Source organism: Streptomyces anulatus, assembly GCF_014650675.1.
Taxonomy (GTDB): domain Bacteria; phylum Actinomycetota; class Actinomycetes; order Streptomycetales; family Streptomycetaceae; genus Streptomyces; species Streptomyces anulatus.
Window position 1 is genome coordinate 1 of record NZ_BMVK01000026.1, and the last position, 16,628, is coordinate 16,628.

Consider the following 16,628-nt stretch of genomic DNA (forward strand, 5'->3'; position numbering starts at 1 on the left):
GGTCTCGGCGACAACGAGCACGTCGAGGTGGCGTGGCCCGTGGACGCCTTCGACCCGGTTGAGCTCGATGTCGCTGCTGGCCGAGGGGCCCGAGATCCACGTCATGGGCCGGGTCGGGGACAAGCGTCCTACGGCCTGGGGAACCGACCCCACGATCTGCTGCTCGTACACGATGCAGACGTGGTGGTCGGGAACGAGGGTGAGTTTTCGGCTCCCTTGGTCCGGTTCCGCGTCAAGAACGATCGTCCCTGTCTCGGCTATGGCGAGTGCGCACCCCGTGATCACGCTTCCGAAGGTGTCGAGGCGGCGAGCCGTGAGATCGGCGCTCTCCCGTTCGATGCGGCATCCGACCAGCTTGAGCAGATCGTCGGGTAGCCCTGGTGGCACGATCACGTACGCGGATTCGCGCTCCGCGACCAGACGCGCGACGAGCTCCGCAGCCCGGGCGGGGATGGTTCGGTGCACGGTGGCCTTGTATTCCTCCAAGGTCTGCACCAGCAGCGCCATGGTCTCGGCGGGCGTGCGGTCGCCGTGTTGGTGGGCGTAGGTCCGGGAGACCGGGTGCACAGGGTTGGCTTCTCCGTCCGGGCGGCTGCCCAGAGCCTGCCGGATGCGGTCGAGTACCTGCTCGCGATCGCTCACTGGGCATCTCCCTTCTCTCCTTGCTGACGTTGCCACCAGTCGCGGAACGGCCTGTCCGGCACCTGCGGCAGGTCGCGGCTGTCGGACCATGCCCGCCCGGGACCGGGCAGGCGGGAGGGGTGCAGCCTGCGGGTGCGGGACGCCATGCGCTGGCCGGCGGCCAGCACGGCGGGGTGGTCGAAAGCCCAGGCTGCGGCACTCATCGCCGCCCTCTCCAGGTGGTGCCCGCCTTGGTCGACGACCCGCTCCCGGAGGTGGACGAGGACTTCGGGAATGTCGATGGCGACGGGGCACACCTCGTAGCAGGCCCCGCAGAGGGAGGAGGCGTACGGCAGGGAGGCGTCGACTTCGCTCGTGGTGCCGCGTAGTTGCGGGGTAAGGATCGCACCGATGGGTCCCGGATAGACCGAGCCGTACGCGTGGCCGCCGGCCCGTTCGTACACCGGGCAGACGTTGAGGCAGGCCGAGCAGCGGATGCAGCGCAGGGCCTGCCGTCCCACCTCATCGGCGAGGGTGTCGGTCCGGCCGTTGTCCAGGAGGACGAGGTGGAAGTTTCGCGGGCCGTCACCGTCGGCGGTTCCGGTCCACATGGAGGTGTACGGGTTCATCCGCTCGGCGGTCGAGGAGCGTGGAAGTGTCTGAAGGAACACCTCCAGGTCCCGCCAGGTCGGTACGACCTTCTCGATGCCCACGACGGAGATGAGGGTGTCGGGGAGGGTGAGGCACATGCGGCCGTTGCCCTCCGACTCGACGACGACGAGGGTGCCTGTCTCGGCGACCATGAAGTTGGCCCCGGAGATGCCGACCTTGGCGCGCAGGAACTTCTCTCGCAGGTGCAGTCGGGCGGCTTCCGCGAGTTCGGCGGGCTCGTCGGTGAGGCCTTCTGGCGCCGGGCGCCCCCAGATCCCCATCTGGTCACGGAAGATGTCGCGGATCTCGCTGCGGTTGCGGTGGATCGCCGGTACCAGGATGTGTGAGGGGCGGTCGTCGCCGAGTTGGACGATCAGCTCCGCGAGATCGGTCTCGTACGCGGTGATGCCTTCGGCCGCCAGGTGTTCGTTGAGCTCGATCTCCTGGGTGGCCATCGACTTGACCTTGACGACCTCGGTTTCGCCGGTCGCTTTCACGAGGTCGGTGACGATCCGGTTGGCCTGGGCCGCGTCGGCAGCCCAGTGCACGGTCCCGCCCGCGGCGGTGACCGCTTCCTCCAGTTGCAGCAGATAAGTGTCCAGGTGCTGGAGGGTGTGGTCCTTGATCTGCTTGCCGGCCTCTCGGAGCTCGGCCCAGTCGTCGAGTTCGGCGACCGCTCTGGCCCTCTTGTCGCGGATCGTGTGTGTGGCATGGCGTAGGTTCGCCCTCAGCGTGTCGTCACCGAGTGCTTGACGGGCGGCCTCGGGAAACGCGGGCATGCCCAGGTAGGTGCCGCTCATGTCAGGGGCTCGTCTTCCGTGCTGGCGAGGATCTCGGCGATGTGCAGGGGGCGGATGTCTTCGTCCTGTCGTCGGATGATGCCGCCGATGTGCATCAGGCAGGAGTTGTCTGCGGTGCACAACGCGGCTGCCCCCGTGGATACGGCGGCAGCGACTTTGTCACGGCCCATGGATGCTGAGACGTCCGCGTTCTTCATGGCGAACGTGCCGCCGAAGCCACAGCATTCCTCCGCGCCCGGCAGCTCCATCAGCTCAAGGCCCTTCACCGCCGCGAGGAGCTGTCGGGGCCGTTCGCCGAGACCGAGACTGCGCAACCCGTGGCAGGTGGGATGGTAGGTCACCTTGTGCGGGAAGTACGCCCCCACATCGGTGACGCCGAGGATGTCGACGAGGAACTCGGTCAGCTCGTAGGTCACGGGAACGACCTTGGCGATGGCCTCGGCCAAGGAGGAACCTCGCCCTTCTGCTTCTGCCCGACGACCCATCCTCGGGTAGAGCTCGCGCACCATGGCGCCGCACGACCCCGAAGGCGTGACGATGGCGTCGTAGTCGGCGAAGACGTCGGCGAACCGGTGAGCGAGCGGTTCGGCCTGGCGCCTATAGCCAGTGTTGTAGTGCGGCTGGCCGCAACAGGTCTGTCCGAGCGGGAAGTCGACGTCGACGCCGAGCCGGTTCAGCAGTCGCACCACGGCGCGGCCTGTGCCGGGGTAGAGCGTGTCGTTGACACAGGTGAGGAAGAGAGCGACACGCATCGCGGTCCTTCGGTTCGGGCGGTAGGGCTCCGGATGGGCACGGTGTCAGGTTCCGCGCCCATCCGGAGGTTCGGGCGTCCGGTCTCAGCCGGAGATCCGCCGGGCAGCGGCATCCCAGGCCGCTCGGTCGCCGGACGGTTCGTAGCGGTGCAGCGGCTGGCTGTCCGCCACCTGCTGCCGCATCTGGGGGACGTCGCCGACCAGGCCGAGAGCGCGGGCCTGGACGAGTACGTTGCCCAGGGCGGCCGCTTCCACCGGGCCTGCGACGACGGGCAGGCCGGACGCGTCGGCGGTGAGTTGGCACAGCAGCCTGTTGCGGGCGGCGCCGCCCACCATGTGGATGACGTCGACGTGGCGGCCGGAGAGCTCCTGTGCCTGCTCGATCGCGCGCCGGTGGGCCAGCGCGAGGGAATCGAGGATGCACCGCGTGATCTGCCCGCGCGTGACCGGCTCGGGCTGTCCTGTGGCCGAGCACGCTTGTGCGATGCGTCGCGGCATCAGGCCCGGTGCGAGGAAGTCCGTATCGGAGGCGTCGATCACCGACCGCAGACCCTTTACCGAGGCGGCCTCCCGCAGCAGTCCCACCACATCGTCATCGCCCCAGTCGCGCATGCATTCCTGGAGCAGCCACAGGCCCATGACGTTGCGCAGGTATCGCACGGTGCCGTCGATACCGGCTTCGTTGGTGAAGTTGGCCAGCCGGCTGGCTTCGGTCAGCACGGGTGACGACAGCTCCAGGCCCACGAGTGACCAGGTGCCGGTGCAGATGTAGGCGAAGTGGTCCTTAGGGCCGGCGGGCACCGCGGCGACAGCGGAGGCGGTGTCGTGGGACGCGACCGTGGTGACCGGTACCTGCCGCTGCCAGTTCAGTTGCTGGAGCACGTCCGGCAACAGGGTGCCGGCCTTGTCGCCGGGGGCGCGCAGTGGGGCGAACAGGGTCAGGTCGATGCCGATAGGGCGGGCGATGTCCTCGGCCCAGGTTCCGGTTCTCGCGTCGAGCAGCTGGGTGGTCGAGGCATTGGTGACTTCTGTGCCCTGCTCGCCGGTCAGCCAGTAGGTGATCAGGTCAGGGATCAACAGCAGTCTTGAGGCGATCGACGCCTGCGCTGTGCGCTGCGCGGCGACGAGCTGGTAGAGGGTGTTGAACGGGGCGTGCTGGATACCGGTGCGGGCGTACAACTGCTCGGCGGGGACGGTCTGCCAGACCTGCTCCGGGACGTCATCCGTGCGCGTGTCGCGGTAGTGGACGGGAGCGGAGAGCAGGTGGCCGTCGGCGTCGAGGAGGCCGTAGTCCACGGCCCAGCTGTCGACGCCCACGCTGTCGACTTCCCCGGCCGCTTTCAGTCCGTCGAGGATCCCCGTGTAGAGGGCGTGGATGTCCCAGCGCAGGCCTTCGGGCAGACGGACAGGGCGGTTCGCGAACCGGTGGATCTCGGTGAGGTCGACCCGGCCGGCGGTGACGCGACCGGTGATGACGCGGCCGCTGCTGGCGCCGAGGTCGACGGCGGCGAGGACCGCGCTGTCGGTTGCCCTCATCGAAGGAAGGCCGGGGCGACACCCGCGTCGACGGGGATGTGCAGACCGGTGGTGTGGGTGAGGTCGCCCGCGGTGAGGGCGAAGACCGCGTTCGCCACGTGCTCGGGCAGGACTTCCCGCTTCAGCAGTGTCCGCTGGGCGTAGAACTCGCCGAGCTTGTCCTCCTCGATGCCGTAGGTGGCTGCCCGCTGGGCACCCCACCCGCCGGCGAATATCCCCGAACCACGCACCACGCCATCGGGGTTGACTCCGTTGACGCGGATGCCGTGCTGGCCGAGCTCGGCCGCGAGAAGGCGCACCTGGTGGGCCTGATCTGCCTTGGTGGCGGAGTAGGCGATGTTGTTCGGGCCGGCGAAGACGGCGTTCTTCGAGACGATGTAGACGATGTCGCCGCCGAGGCCCTGCTCGATCATGAGCCGGGCGGCTTCGCGGGATACGAGGAAGGAGCCGCGGGCCATGATGTCGTGCTGCAGGTCCCAGTCCTTCGCGGTGGTCTCCAGCAGGGGCTTGGAGATGGAGATGCCGGCGTTGTTGACGACCAGGTCGACGCCTCCGAACGCGAGAACGGCCTCGCGGAACGCGGCAATGATCTCTTCTTCGTCCGTGACGTTCATGGTGACGGCAACCGCCCGGTCCGGTCCGCCGAGCTCGTCCGCGACCGCTTCGGCGCTGTCCGTGTCGAGATCCGCGACGATGACACAGGCGCCTTCGGCGGCCAGCCGGTGCGCGATCGCCTTCCCGATGCCGCTCCCGGCCCCGGTCACCAGAGCGACCCGGGTGGCGAGGGGCTTGGGCGCGGGCATGCGCCGCAGTTTGGCCTCCTCCAGCTCCCAGTACTCGATGCGGAACTTCTCGGATTCCTCGATCGGGGTGTAGGTGGAAACGGCCTCGGCGCCGCGCATCACGTTGATCGCGTTGACATAGAACTCTCCGGCGACCCGGCTGGTCTGCTTGTCCTTGCCGAAGGAGAACATCCCCACCCCGGGCACGAGGACGATCGCCGGGTCGGCTCCGCGCATCGCGGGCGAGTCGACGGTCGCGTGCCGCTGGTAGTAGGCCGCGTACTGCTCGCGGTAGGCCATGTGGAGCTCCTTGAGCCGTCGTACGGTCGTGTCCAGCGGTGCGGTGGGCGGCAGGTCCAGGACCAGAGGAGCGACCTTGGTGCGCAGGAAGTGGTCGGGACACGAGGTGCCGAGAGCGGCGAGTCGGGGGTGCTCGGCGCGTGACACGAAGTCGAGGACGACCTCGGTGTCAGTGAAGTGTCCGACCTGAGGACGGTCCTGTGAGGCGAGGGCCCGGATGTGAGGGGCCAGGGCAGCAGCCCGCTCGTGGCGTTCCCTGACGGGGAGCGGCTCGTAGCCGTCGATCACCGGCCCGAAGGGCTCGGGTCGGCCACGGTCGGCGAGGAAGGCTTCGGCGGTGCGGATGATGCGCAGGGAGTTGTTCTCGCACTCTTCAGAGGTGTCGCCCCAGGCGGTGATGCCATGGCCGCCGAGAACGCAGCCGATCGACTGCGGGTTCGCCGCCTTGACTGCGGCGATGTCCATCCCGAGCTGGAAGCCGGGGCGGCGCCACGGCACCCAGACCACGCTGTCGCCGAAGCACTCGGCTGTCAGCTTCTCCCCGTCGGCAGCACAGGCGAGTGCGATGCCGGAGTCGGGGTGGAGGTGGTCGACGTGGGCCGCCTCCACCAGGCCGTGCATGGCGGTGTCGATGGAGGGGGCGGCGCCGGCCTTGCCGAAGGTGCAGTGGTCGAAAGCGGCAACCATCTCGTCCTCGCGGTCAACGCCCGGATAGACGTCCTTCAGAGCGCGAAGCCGGTCGAGCCGGAGCACGGCGAGACCGTCTTCGGTCAGGGTTCCCAGGTCGCCGCCTGATCCCTTGACCCACAGCAGGTCAACCTCTGCACCGGTGACGGGATCAGCCCCGGCTCCCTTTGCCGACGTGTTCCCGCCGGCGTAGTTCGTGTTGCGGGCATCGGAGCCGAGGCGGTGCGAACGCTTCAGCAGATCGGAGGCGTGGCGGCGGACGGAAGACATCAGCATCCTTCTGGAACGGGCGGGAGGGCGGGGCGGCAGGTGAGGAGCCGCGATGGGCCGAATGAACGCCGGCGCGCGAGGGCGTGGGGTCAGGCACCCCAGCCGGCTTGCTCGCCACCGACTCGCTCGGCGGCGGTCTTCTCGGACCAGCCGGATGCGGCGTACGCGGCGACGGGATCGGCGTTCAGGCCCGCCTCCTCGCGTACCTCACGCAGGAGCGGGCGTACGTCGGTGGCGTAGGCGTCCATCAGGACGGCGTTGGCGGCGAGCACGTCTCCGGTCCGCTGAGCGGATGCGAGAGCGTCGTGGTCGACCAGGAGAGCCTTGGCCGTTGCCTCCTGCACGTTCATCACCGAGCGGATGACCGCTGGGACTTTCGCCTCGATGTTGTGGCACTGGTCGAGCATGAACGCGATCCCGGTCTCCGCCGCCAGTCCCCCGCCCCGGATCACCTCGTACATGATCCGGAAGAGCTGGAAGGGATCGGCGGCCCCGGCCATCAGGTCGTCGTCGGCGTAGAAGCGCGAGTTGAAGTCGAAGCCCCCGAGCCGACCCTCGCGCAGCAGCAACGCCACGATGAACTCGATGTTCGTGCCCGGCGCGTGGTGCCCGGTGTCGACGACCACTTGCGCTTTTGGGCCCAGCTTGAGGCAGTGGGCGTACGCGGTGCCCCAGTCCGGGACATCGGTGGTGTAGAACGCCGGCTCGAAGAACTTGTACTCCAGCAGGATCCGCTGATCCTCGCCGAGGCGCGCGTACACCGTGGCGAGGGACTCGGCCAACCGCTCCTGCCGGGCGGAGACATCGTCCTGACCGGGGTAGTTGGTGCCGTCGGCGAACCAGAGCTTGAGGTCCGACGAGCCGGTCGCGTCCATGATGTCGACGCACGCCAGCAGGTGGTCCACGGCGCGGCGTCGCACGTGCGCATCCGGGTGGCAGACGCTGCCCAGCGTGTAGGCATCGTCCTGGAAGGTGTTGGCGTTGATGGCACCGAGCCTCAGGCCATGGTCTTCGGCGTACGCGGCCAAGGCCGCGTAGTCCTCGACCTCATCCCAGGGGATGTGCAGCGAGACCTTGGGCGCGACACCGGTGAACTCGTGCACCTTCGCCGCATCCTCCAGCTTCTCCCACGGCGTGCGCGGAACGCCGGGCTGGGCGAACACCTTGAAGCGAGTCCCGGAGTTCCCATAGCCCCAGGAGGGTGTCTCAATGGTCTGGGCCCTGAGCGTGGCCTTTACGGCCTCCCGCACGACAGTCATGGTCAACCTCGGAACCTGGGGCGCCACGTCGACGCCGTTGATGAATCGTTTCATAAGTAAGAAAGCACTCGCGGCGAGGCCCGTCAAGAGGATGCGGTTGACGATTAATGAAAGGATTCAACACATACGGCTGCGCCGACTAGGATGGCGTTCGCTCAGATCGAAGATGAACGGATGGCCGGCTGTGGTGGGGATCAAGGAGGTAGCACGCGAAGCAGGAGTATCCGTGGGCACGGTGTCCAACGTCCTGAACCGGCCGGACCAGGTGTCCGAGCAGACGCGTGCACGTGTGCAGGCGGCCATCGAGATCCTCGGGTACGTCCGGAGCGAATCGGCACGTCAACTCCGCGCGGGACGAAGCCGCATGCTGGGCTTGCTCGTGACGGACACCGGCAACCCCTTCTTCGCCGCCCTGGCACGGGGTACGGAAGAGGCGGCGGACCGGGCCGGGCTCGGGGTGATGGTCTGCAACAGTGCCGAGAGCCCGTCCGCCGAGCAGGCCTACCTGTCGCTCTTCGCCGAGCAGCGGATGCGCGGCGTACTGCTGGCGCCCGTCGACTCGCACGGGGCACCCTGGCACGTGCTGAGCCGCCAGAACATCCCCTGCGTCGTCGTCGACCGGGCGGTCGGCGAGGACGAGGTGTGCTCGGTGGCCGCCGACGACGTTCTTGGCGGACTGCTGGCAGGCCGGCACCTCCTGAAGGCCGGACACCGCCGCATCGCCTACGTGGGCGGCCCCGAGCAGCTGCGGCAGGTCCGTGACCGGCGGGACGGCCTCCTGCGTGCTGTGCGGGAAGCCGGCATGAGCGCCGACACCGTCGTCGATGTGCCGGTGCACCGGCACGACGTGCGAAGCGGCCGGGACGCCGGTCACCGCCTCATCGGCCTCAGCCCACGGCCGAGCGCAGTCTTCTGCGCGAACGACCTGCTTGCGCTGGGCATCATGCAGACCGTCTTCGACGCAGGGGTGCGGGTGCCGGATGATCTCGCGGTCATCGGGTACGACGACATCGAATTCGCCGAGGCCTGCCTCATCCCGCTGACCTCTGTCCGCCACCCTGCTGGTGAGATCGGCCGTCTGGCCGCCGAGCTCCTCCTGAAGGAACTCGACCCGGCACCGGAGGGCCACCGGCACGAGAGCATCGTGCTGAAGCCGGAGCTCGTAGTACGTCGCTCCACCGTTCCCAGGGCCTGAGCGACCCTGACCGGATGGTCGGACCGAGGGCTCAGAGCCGCGCGGTACCGAGCCACCGCCTTCTGGCTCGGTACCGGCCCGACCGGGTGGCGGGCTCAGCTGCGGCGGTCTCCCGGCCGGGAGGCGTAGGAGGTGGCCTGGGAGCCGTCGACGGACACCTCAAGCCGTCCGATCCTCTCGATCTCCACGACGATGCGGTCCCCGTGGGCGAGCGGGCCGACCCCGGCCGGAGTACCCGTCGCGATCACGTCGCCCGGGTACAGAGTCATCACCGAGGAGGCGTAGGCGATCAGTTCACGGACTCCGAATATGAGGTCGGCGGTGTTGGTGCGCTGCCGGGTCTCCCCCGCCACGTCGCAACGCAGATCGAGCCGGCCGGGATCGGGAATGCCGTCGGCGGTGACCACCCACGGTCCGATGGGGGTGAAGGTGTCGAAGGACTTGCGGGTGGACCGGTCCTCACCGGACCTGACGGTGATGTCGAGCAGGCAGGTGTAGCCGAAGACGTGGTCCAGCGCGTCCTCGGCGCTCACTCGCGACGCGGTGCGGCCGATGACGACGCCCAGCTCGCCTTCCTGGTCGGTGCGCTGGTCGGAGTAGGGCAAGACGATGGCCTGTCCGGGGCCGATCACCGATGAGTTGGCTTTCAGGAAGACACCCAGGTCGGCGATGGACGTGGGGTAGTCCATCTCGGCCTTGTGATCGAGGTAGTTGACCGGGGCACCGATGATCTTTCCGGGGCGGGGCAGTGGCGCTTCGAGCGTCACCTCCGACAGCGGCGCCCGGCGGCCACGTGACGGCACCAGTACCGGACCGGTTCCCTCGGCCAGCGTCTCGATGTAGTGGTGGAGTACACCGGCCGCGCCGGTGGAGGGAGAACCGACCTGGTCGGTCACGTCGATGATCGTGTCGCCGTCGACGACGCCGAGCCGTCCCTGGTTGAAAAGGGCCAGACGCATCATGGCCTCCTTGGGGGTGTCAGAGGGGTGGGGTGGTCAGGCGCCGGGGTCGGCGTTCTCGGTGCGGTAGAGGCCCAGGGAGCGCATGACGGGCTCGTCGCTGTAGGAGAACAGGACCGCGTCGCTGGACGTGGAGGTGTTCAGGTGCCGGTAGGAGGCCCAGCCGGGTATGGCGAAAGTGTCGTTCTCGGTCCAGTCGAGGCGCTTGCCGTCGACGATGGTGGCGCCTTCGCCGCGGATGACATTGAAGATGGTCGATGCGGTCTGGCGGCGGCCGGCTCCGTCGAAACCCGGGCGCAGCCTCTGGACACGGCAGCCGATGGTGGGCATGACGGGCCCGCCGGTCCAGGGGTTGGTGTACTCCAGGATGATGCCGTCGACGTCGCTGCCTTCGGCTGTGTCCGCAATGGCTTCCAGTGCCCGGTTGGTCTCCTGCCAGGTGTAGCGGGTGACAGGAGAGTTGGGTCCCTGCGGAGTGATCCACGCCGGGGTCAGGCGGCCGTGGAGGAACTGACGGGATCCGGCGTCGTCGGGCAGGGTCACGGGCTGGAGGCGTTGAGGATACTTCTCGTAGAACCCTGCCTCCAGGGCGTTGACGAGGGGGTAGTCCAGCGCGTCGAGCCAGATCATCGGCACGTCGCCCTCGTGTGTGTGGTCGTGCCAGTGCCATCCGGGGGTGAGCAGGAGGTCGCCGGGGGCCATGAAGACGCGTTCACCGTTGACGGTGGTCCAGGCGCCGTCGCCCTCCAGGATGAAGCGGAAGGCGTTGGAGGTGTGCCGGTGTGCTTGGGCCGTTTCACCGGGGAGGATGATCTGCAGCCCCGCGTAGAGGGTGTTGACGGTGGCCGGTGGATCGGTCAGGCCGGGATTGACGAGCATGAGGACCCGTCGTTCGGCCTCCTCCAGAGACAGCGTCTGGGAGAAGTGCAGCAGGTGGGGCCGCAACTCCTTCCAGCTCCACCGGTGGGGCACGGCCCGGCTTCGGGGCTGGGCGGGGAACAGGTTTCCGTAGAAGCGCCACAGCGGGGCGGCTCCGAGGCCGTCGAGGGCCTTGTAGGCGGGGTCGTCGGTCATTTCGTCTCCTCGCGGTGGTCGCTCACGGGGCGGTCGATGCCTCGGGTTCGGTGGTCGGGGTCCACACCCAGGCGATGTCGTCGAAGTCGTCGGGGGCGCGGGTGGCCAGGAGCTGATTGCGCATGAGGGCTCCCATGCCGTCCAGGTGGCAGATGTCACCGAACCGCCGGGCGTTGGTCTGGATGCCTGTGGCTCGTTCACTGCGCAGGCCGGCGTAGGAGGTGAAGGCATCTGCCGGGTCGGTGTGCTCGCGCAGAGACCTTCCCAAGGCCACCGCGTCTTCCAGGGCTTGGCAGGCGCCCTGAGCCAGGTATTGCAGCATCGGGTGTGCGGCGTCGCCCAGCAGCACGATCCGTCCATGGACCCAGTCGGCGACCGGCAGCCGGTCGAACAGGGGCCAGCGTCGGTCCCGCGCGACCAGAGGCAGGGCGTCGCGCACCGTACTGCACGCTCCGGCGAACCGCTCCTCCAGCTCCGCCTCGGTGCCCCAGTCGTCGGAGGCCGGGGTGTAGTGGTCGCTCTCGAAGACCGCGACCTGGTTGTAGAGCTCGCCGCGCCGTACGGGGTACTGCACCAGATGCATCCGCGGACCGGCCCACACGATCACCGATTCCGACGACGCGTGCTGGGACATGGATCCGCTCATGCTGCTGACCGGCAGGGCTCCTCGGTAGGCCACGTAGCGGGAGCAGACGGGGTCGCCGTCGCCCACGAGGAGCTGTCGCAGACGCGAGTGGAGGCCGTCCGCCGCCACCACCGCGTCCGCCGTCAGCCGCTCGGGCGTCTCGGCGAAGTCCAGGCGCACCTCGTGCGGTGTCTGTTCCGCGCCGGTGACGGTGTGTCCGGTGCGCAGACTGATCGAGGGGTGCTCCTGGCAGGCTGCCAGGAGTGCCTGGTGCAGGTCGGTGCGGTGGGTGACAAGGTAGGGATGCTTGAAGCGGCTGCGGTAGGCGTTGCTTCGCAGGTCGAGGGCGGCTATCTGCTCGCCGCTGAGTGCGTCCATCATGACGAGTTGCGGCGGCGCGACGGCTGAACGTTGCACGGCGTCGAGAACGCCGAGTTCCTCAAGAGCGAGCGAGGCGTTCGGGGCCAGCTGGAGGCCGGCTCCGATCTCTCCGAAGCGGGCGGCTCGCTCCACCAGTGTCACGCGGTGGCCGGTCCGGGCGACCGCGAGGGCCGCGGCCAGCCCACCGATGCCGCCTCCGACGACGGCGATGTGCAGGGGCGGAGAAGTCATAGGCACCAGGGCCTCCTTGGAGGGGATCGGTCCGCGTCCATTGCGGTCGCTGTGTGGGGATCGCTGTCATGCGGACCATCAGGGTGGAAAGGGCGGCAGGTTGCTGCGGGTCCTCGGGGTGACCCGCGGAGGCTCAGCAGGCGGCAGTCGCGCTGTCGACGTGCACGGGTGCACCGGTGTGGGCGCGGATGTCTTCGACGGTGACTCCGGGCGCGGTCTCCACCAGGGCCAGACCGCGGTCGGTGACGTCCAGGACGCCGAGATCGGTGATGATCCGGCCGACGCAGAGGCGGCCGGTCAGCGGCAGGGTGCAGTCCTGGACGATCTTCGGAGAGCCGTCCTTGGCGGTGTGCTCCATCAGCGCGATGACTCGGCGTGCGCCGTGGACGAGGTCCATGGCGCCACCCATGCCCTTGACCATCTTGCCGGGGACCATCCAGTTCGCCAGGTCGCCTCGGTGCGAGACCTGCATGGCTCCCAGTACGGCGGTGTCGATGTGACCGCCGCGGATCATCCCGAACGACAGGGCCGAGTCGAAGAAGGACGCGCCCGGAAGGACGGTGACGGTCTCCTTGCCCGCGTTGATCAGATCGGAGTCGACCTCGTCCTCGGTGGGGTAGGGGCCTGTGCCCAGGATGCCGTTCTCCGAGTGCAGCACGACGTGCACACCGGTGGGTACGAATGCCGGGATGAGGGTGGGCAGGCCGATGCCGAGATTGACGTACGAACCGTCGGTCAGCTCGGTGGCGGCCCGCGCGGCCATCTGGTTGCGGTTCCAGGCCATCAGCTGCGCACCGTCCTCTTCTCGATCTGTTTGTCGGCCGCCTGGGCGGGGGTGAGGGGCACGACGCGCTGGACGAAGACGCCCGGCAGATGCACGTGGTCCGGGTCGAGGTCGCCCGGCTCGACGAGCTCCTCGACTTCGGCGATCGTGATGCGGCCGGCCATGGCGGCCAGTGGATTGAAGTTGGCTGCGGCGTGGCGGAAGACGAGGTTGCCGTGCCGGTCGCCCCGCCGGGCGCGCACGAGAGCGAAGTCAGCGGTGATACCGCGTTCGAGGACGTGGGTCCGGCCGTCGTACTCCCGGGTCTCCTTGGGCGGGGAGGCGAGGGCCACAGCGCCGTCGGGCGCGTACCGCCAGGGCAGTCCGCCGTCGGCGATCTGGGTGCCGACGCCGGCGGGTGTGTAGAAGGCGGGGATGCCGCAGCCTCCGGCACGCAGCCGTTCTGCGAGGGTTCCCTGGGGTACGAGCTCGACTTCGAGTTCGCCGCCGAGGTACTGGCGGGCGAACTCCTTGTTCTCGCCGACGTAGGAGCCGGTGACCCGGGAGATGCGTCCGGCCGACAGCAGGATCCCGAGCCCTCGGCCGTCAGTGCCGCAGTTGTTGGACACGACCTTGAGGTCGGTGGTGTTCTGGCTGTGCAGGGCTCGTATCAGGGTCTCGGGTATGCCACTGAGGCCGAACCCGCCGACCGCGATCGATGCGCCGTGAGGGATGTCGGCGACGGCATCGTTGGCTTCATGGATGACCTTGTCCACGGTTCCAGGTTCCTTTCAGGTCAGTGGGCTGGGCAGCACGGCCGACCACCAGCCACAGGCGACGGCCCGACCGGTGCCACGGGCCGTGCCGGAGATCAGGTCGGCTTTCCCTTCGTGCGCTCCCATCAGCCGGCCTCGGTGCGCAGTGCGTCGGACACCGACTTCACACCGCCGTGCGAGATGAGGCCCCCGTCCACCGGTATGTCGGCGCCGGTGATGAAGGACGACTCTTCCGAGAGGAGGAACACCACCAGCGGGGTGACCTCCTCGACTCGTCCGACGCGGCCCAGCGGTGTTTCCGCGATGTTCGCTTTACGGAATGCCGGTGCCGCTGAAGCCGTCATCTCTGTTTCGATGAAACCGGGGTGGATCGTGTTCACACGGATTCCGCGCGGTCCGAGCTCAAGTGCAGCGGTCTTCGACAGGCCCCGCAGCGCCCACTTGCTCGTGGTGTAGGCAACGGGGTAGTGCGCTGTGGTCGCGGCCGAGGAGCCGACGTTCACAACCGACGCCCCAGGGGGCATCAGCGGAGCAAGGTGCTGCATACCCAGCAGTGGTCCGTGGACGTTGACGGCGTGGACGCGGCTCATGTCCTCGGTGGTGACCTCGTCCAGCCGGGCACGCCAGGTGATGCCGGCGTTGTTGACCAGGCCGTTGACCGTCCCGTAGGTCTCGCGCAGGTAGCTGGCGAGGTCGGCCCAGTCCTCGGCCCGGGTGACATCGAGCCGACGTACGTTCTCGCCGCCACGCACATCGGTGGCGACGACCTTGGCGCCCTCGCGCGCCAAGGCCGCAGCCTCGGCAGCTCCCTGCCCCCGTGCCGCTCCGGTGACGACGATGACCTTTCCTGCAAGCCTTCCGCTGCTCACGGCCGCTCCCGGTTGCGGCGCCGCGCGCGGGGCAGCTGGACCGGAGCCACGCCGGGCGTGATGCGAGTGGTGAGCGACCCGAGACCTTCCACGGTCAGGGTCACCGTGTCGCCAGGCCTCAGTGGTGACGGGCTCTGTTCGCCGGAACGGCCCCATAGTTCGGCCAGACAGCCGCCGTTGCCGCAGGTGCCCGACCCCAGGACGTCGCCGGCGAAGATACGGGTGCCGCGCGAGGCGTAGGCGGCCATCTCCTCGAAAGTCCAGCTCATGTTGGACAGGAGGTCGTTGCCGACCTTTGCACCGTTGATCTCGGCGGTCAGCGCGAGGCGCAGAAAGCCTTCGCTGTCCCGGTGGGGCTCCAGCTCGTCGGCGGTCACCAGGTAGGGGCCGAGAGTGGAGGCGGTGTCCTTTCCCTTGCACGGTCCGAGACCCACCTGCATCTCTGCCGACTGCAGGTCCCGCGCGGACCAGTCGTTGAAGATCGTGTAGCCGACGATGTGGTCCTGCGCCTGTGCCGGGGTCAGGTCACGACCGTCCCGTCCGATGACGGCTGCCACCTCCAGTTCGAAGTCGAGTACGGAGGATCCGGGAGGCATGGGAACGTCGTCGTGGGGGCCGAACACCGCGTGCGGGTTGGTGAAATAGAAGGTGGGTGCCTCGTACCACTGCTCGGGGACGCCTGCTTCGCCGCTCACGGACCGGCGTACGCCTTCCACATGTTCTTCGAAGGTGACGAAGTCCCTCACGGACGACGGCTGCAGGGGTGCCAGGAGCCGCACCTGGGAGACGTGCGGGCCGGGCGGCACGTCCTGGGCCACCGCCGCGGCGGCGAGCAGGCCGGCCAAGCCACCGGTTTCACGAATCAGGTCGGTCAGCGAGGTGACGCCCGGCAGGGGGAAGAGTGTGCCGTCGTCTTCCACTACGGCGACACGCGGGCGGTGGCGGTACTCGAAAGCGGCGAAGCGCATGATGCGGCTCCAAGAGGGAGGGGAAACGAGGTCGAATACACGACGCGCCGTCCTGGACACGCCAGGCGAGTGGCGGGCCTACGGGGCGGGCTCAGGGCCGGACGCCCTCGGCCGGGAACGCGGAGGCAGGAGTCGGAGCGGGGCACCGCCCCCGCGTTCCCGGAGACAACACAGGCCGGAGGCTAGACCGGTGGGGCGACGAAGCTGCCGCGGTCGGGGTCGTTGAAGGACTCCTTGGCGACGAGCTCGTTCATCGGGTTCGCCGTGCCCCACTGGTCGGCGACCTCGGGCTGGGAGAAGTCGTAGACGTGGGGGTGCCAGGTGTCCTCGTCGAGTTCCTCCAGTTCGGTGGTGTACTCGACGGTGTTGCCGTGGGGGTCGAGGAAGTAGGTGAACGTGTTGTCACCGGCCGTGTGCCGGCCCGGGCCCCAGATCTTGGTGAATCCGGCCCGGGTCACTCGCCCTGAGCCGCGCATGTACTCGTCGATGCCACGCATCTCGAAGGAGATGTGGTGGAGCGATGTGTGCGGCCCCTTGGCCAGTGCCATGGAGTGGTGCTGGCTGCTGATGCGCATGAAGTGCATGACGTCGCCCATGTGGGGTGAACTGAGCGTGTCGGAGAGCCGGAAGCCGAGGTGCTGCTCGTACCAGGTCCGGGTGCGCTCCAGGTCGGGCGAGTTGAGCACGACGTGCGACAGCTTGACCGGGATCGCCTCCTTCTCCTCGATCTTGCGGTGCCGCCGGACCTCGACCTCCGCGGAGACCTCGATGGTCCGTCCGTCGACGTCGAAGAAGCGGAAGCCGTAGCCCCCTCCAGGGGTGCTGACGGTGCCCGGCTGCGAGATCAGTTTCACGCCCGTGGACAGGAGCTGTTCGGCGAGCGTGTCGACGTCCGCCGGAGTGGCGGCGCCGTAGGAGACGAGGTCCAGGCGCTTCTCGTCCGCCTTGCGCAGCCGGACCACGTACTGCTCCGGGCTGCCCTCGGCGGCGAGGAAGGAGATGCCGGAATCCTCGGCGACCTTGGTGAGTCCCCAGACACCGGCGTAGAAGTCGAGCTGTTTGTCGTAGTCGGGCACGGCGAGGTCCACGTGCCGAAGGTGGGTCAACAGGCGGCTTGTGCTCATGCGGG

General features: G+C 68.5%; 15 protein-coding genes. 1 reads left to right on the forward strand and 14 read right to left on the reverse strand.

The annotated features are described in order from the left end of the window. The 6 genes from IE272_RS36325 to rhaI form a co-directional block, all read right to left on the reverse strand. Positions 1 to 642: LutC/YkgG family protein (locus IE272_RS36325; RefSeq protein ID WP_050361743.1), on the reverse strand; the 642-nt coding region annotated here is incomplete at its 3' end. Then, on the reverse strand, positions 639 to 2,072 hold the full coding sequence (locus tag IE272_RS36330) for a LutB/LldF family L-lactate oxidation iron-sulfur protein (RefSeq protein ID WP_050361744.1): 1,434 nt from the start codon (positions 2,070 to 2,072) through the stop codon (positions 639 to 641). The genes IE272_RS36325 and IE272_RS36330, both read right to left, overlap by 4 nt. After that, positions 2,069 to 2,824 (reverse strand): (Fe-S)-binding protein, encoded by a 756-nt coding sequence (locus IE272_RS36335; RefSeq protein ID WP_050361745.1) that lies wholly within the window; start codon positions 2,822 to 2,824, stop codon positions 2,069 to 2,071. Before IE272_RS36335 ends, IE272_RS36330 begins: the two co-directional genes overlap by 4 nt. Positions 2,825 to 2,908: 84 nt before the next feature. Further along, positions 2,909 to 4,360, reverse strand: a complete 1,452-nt coding sequence (locus IE272_RS36340; RefSeq protein WP_190009974.1) for a rhamnulokinase — start codon at positions 4,358 to 4,360, stop codon at positions 2,909 to 2,911. Further along, a complete protein-coding gene (locus tag IE272_RS36345) occupies positions 4,357 to 6,399 on the reverse strand; it encodes a bifunctional aldolase/short-chain dehydrogenase (RefSeq protein ID WP_190009976.1) in 2,043 nt (680 codons plus the stop codon). Before IE272_RS36345 ends, IE272_RS36340 begins: the two co-directional genes overlap by 4 nt. An 89-nt stretch (positions 6,400 to 6,488) precedes the next feature. Next, positions 6,489 to 7,649 carry an L-rhamnose isomerase gene (gene rhaI / locus IE272_RS36350; RefSeq protein ID WP_373036974.1) on the reverse strand — a complete coding sequence of 387 codons (1,161 nt, stop codon included), beginning with the start codon at positions 7,647 to 7,649 and terminating at the stop codon, positions 6,489 to 6,491. A 175-nt stretch (positions 7,650 to 7,824) separates the two neighbouring features. On the opposite strand from rhaI, the gene IE272_RS36355 reads away from it, so the two are divergent. Then, the gene (locus IE272_RS36355) at positions 7,825 to 8,853 is read left to right on the forward strand and encodes a LacI family DNA-binding transcriptional regulator (RefSeq protein WP_050361749.1); all 1,029 of its coding nucleotides are present in this window, start codon (positions 7,825 to 7,827) and stop codon (positions 8,851 to 8,853) included. 95 nt (positions 8,854 to 8,948) lie between these two features. Here IE272_RS36355 and IE272_RS36360 read toward each other — a convergent pair whose 3' ends face one another. The 8 genes from IE272_RS36360 to IE272_RS36390 all read right to left on the reverse strand — a co-directional run bounded on the left by IE272_RS36360 (position 8,949) and on the right by IE272_RS36390 (position 16,623). Beyond that, entirely contained in the window at positions 8,949 to 9,812 is an 864-nt protein-coding gene (locus IE272_RS36360) for a fumarylacetoacetate hydrolase family protein (RefSeq protein WP_190009978.1), read from the reverse strand. 36 nt (positions 9,813 to 9,848) lie between these two features. Beyond that, positions 9,849 to 10,886: a cupin domain-containing protein gene (locus tag IE272_RS36365; protein ID WP_190009980.1), complete on the reverse strand. Its 1,038-nt coding sequence runs from the start codon at positions 10,884 to 10,886 to the stop codon at positions 9,849 to 9,851. A gap of 22 nt (positions 10,887 to 10,908) precedes the next feature. Next, complete coding sequence (locus IE272_RS36370) at positions 10,909 to 12,123, reverse strand: FAD-dependent monooxygenase (RefSeq protein ID WP_229898010.1); 1,215 nt, start codon at positions 12,121 to 12,123, stop codon at positions 10,909 to 10,911. Positions 12,124 to 12,256: 133 nt separating this feature from the next. Further along, positions 12,257 to 12,907 (reverse strand): CoA transferase subunit B, encoded by a 651-nt coding sequence (locus tag IE272_RS36375; RefSeq protein ID WP_050361753.1) that lies wholly within the window; start codon positions 12,905 to 12,907, stop codon positions 12,257 to 12,259. Continuing rightward, positions 12,907 to 13,662 (reverse strand): CoA transferase subunit A, encoded by a 756-nt coding sequence (locus tag IE272_RS36380; protein WP_030574326.1) that lies wholly within the window; start codon positions 13,660 to 13,662, stop codon positions 12,907 to 12,909. The genes IE272_RS36375 and IE272_RS36380 overlap by 1 nt, the downstream gene beginning before the upstream one ends. 125 nt (positions 13,663 to 13,787) lie before the next feature. Further along, positions 13,788 to 14,531 carry an SDR family NAD(P)-dependent oxidoreductase gene (locus IE272_RS36385; protein WP_229898012.1) on the reverse strand — a complete coding sequence of 248 codons (744 nt, stop codon included), beginning with the start codon at positions 14,529 to 14,531 and terminating at the stop codon, positions 13,788 to 13,790. Beyond that, on the reverse strand, positions 14,528 to 15,499 hold the full coding sequence (locus IE272_RS38970; RefSeq protein WP_030574331.1) for a fumarylacetoacetate hydrolase family protein: 972 nt from the start codon (positions 15,497 to 15,499) through the stop codon (positions 14,528 to 14,530). The genes IE272_RS36385 and IE272_RS38970 overlap by 4 nt, the downstream gene beginning before the upstream one ends. 182 nt (positions 15,500 to 15,681) lie before the next feature. Then, complete coding sequence (locus IE272_RS36390) at positions 15,682 to 16,623, reverse strand: VOC family protein (protein ID WP_050361755.1); 942 nt, start codon at positions 16,621 to 16,623, stop codon at positions 15,682 to 15,684. Positions 16,624 to 16,628 lie beyond the last annotated feature (5 nt).

Coding starts and splice junctions, on each gene's coding strand:
- IE272_RS36330 (WP_050361744.1), bottom strand. CDS start 2,072: ATGAGCGGCACCTACCTGGGCATGCCCGCGTTTCCCGAGGCCGCCCGT.
- IE272_RS36335 (WP_050361745.1), bottom strand. CDS start 2,824: ATGCGTGTCGCTCTCTTCCTCACCTGTGTCAACGACACGCTCTACCCC.
- IE272_RS36340 (WP_190009974.1), bottom strand. CDS start 4,360: ATGAGGGCAACCGACAGCGCGGTCCTCGCCGCCGTCGACCTCGGCGCC.
- IE272_RS36345 (WP_190009976.1), bottom strand. CDS start 6,399: ATGTCTTCCGTCCGCCGCCACGCCTCCGATCTGCTGAAGCGTTCGCAC.
- IE272_RS36355 (WP_050361749.1), top strand. CDS start 7,825: ATGAACGGATGGCCGGCTGTGGTGGGGATCAAGGAGGTAGCACGCGAA.
- IE272_RS36360 (WP_190009978.1), bottom strand. CDS start 9,812: ATGCGTCTGGCCCTTTTCAACCAGGGACGGCTCGGCGTCGTCGACGGC.
- IE272_RS36365 (WP_190009980.1), bottom strand. CDS start 10,886: ATGACCGACGACCCCGCCTACAAGGCCCTCGACGGCCTCGGAGCCGCC.
- IE272_RS36370 (WP_229898010.1), bottom strand. CDS start 12,123: ATGACTTCTCCGCCCCTGCACATCGCCGTCGTCGGAGGCGGCATCGGT.
- IE272_RS36375 (WP_050361753.1), bottom strand. CDS start 12,907: ATGGCCTGGAACCGCAACCAGATGGCCGCGCGGGCCGCCACCGAGCTG.
- IE272_RS38970 (WP_030574331.1), bottom strand. CDS start 15,499: ATGCGCTTCGCCGCTTTCGAGTACCGCCACCGCCCGCGTGTCGCCGTA.
- IE272_RS36390 (WP_050361755.1), bottom strand. CDS start 16,623: ATGAGCACAAGCCGCCTGTTGACCCACCTTCGGCACGTGGACCTCGCC.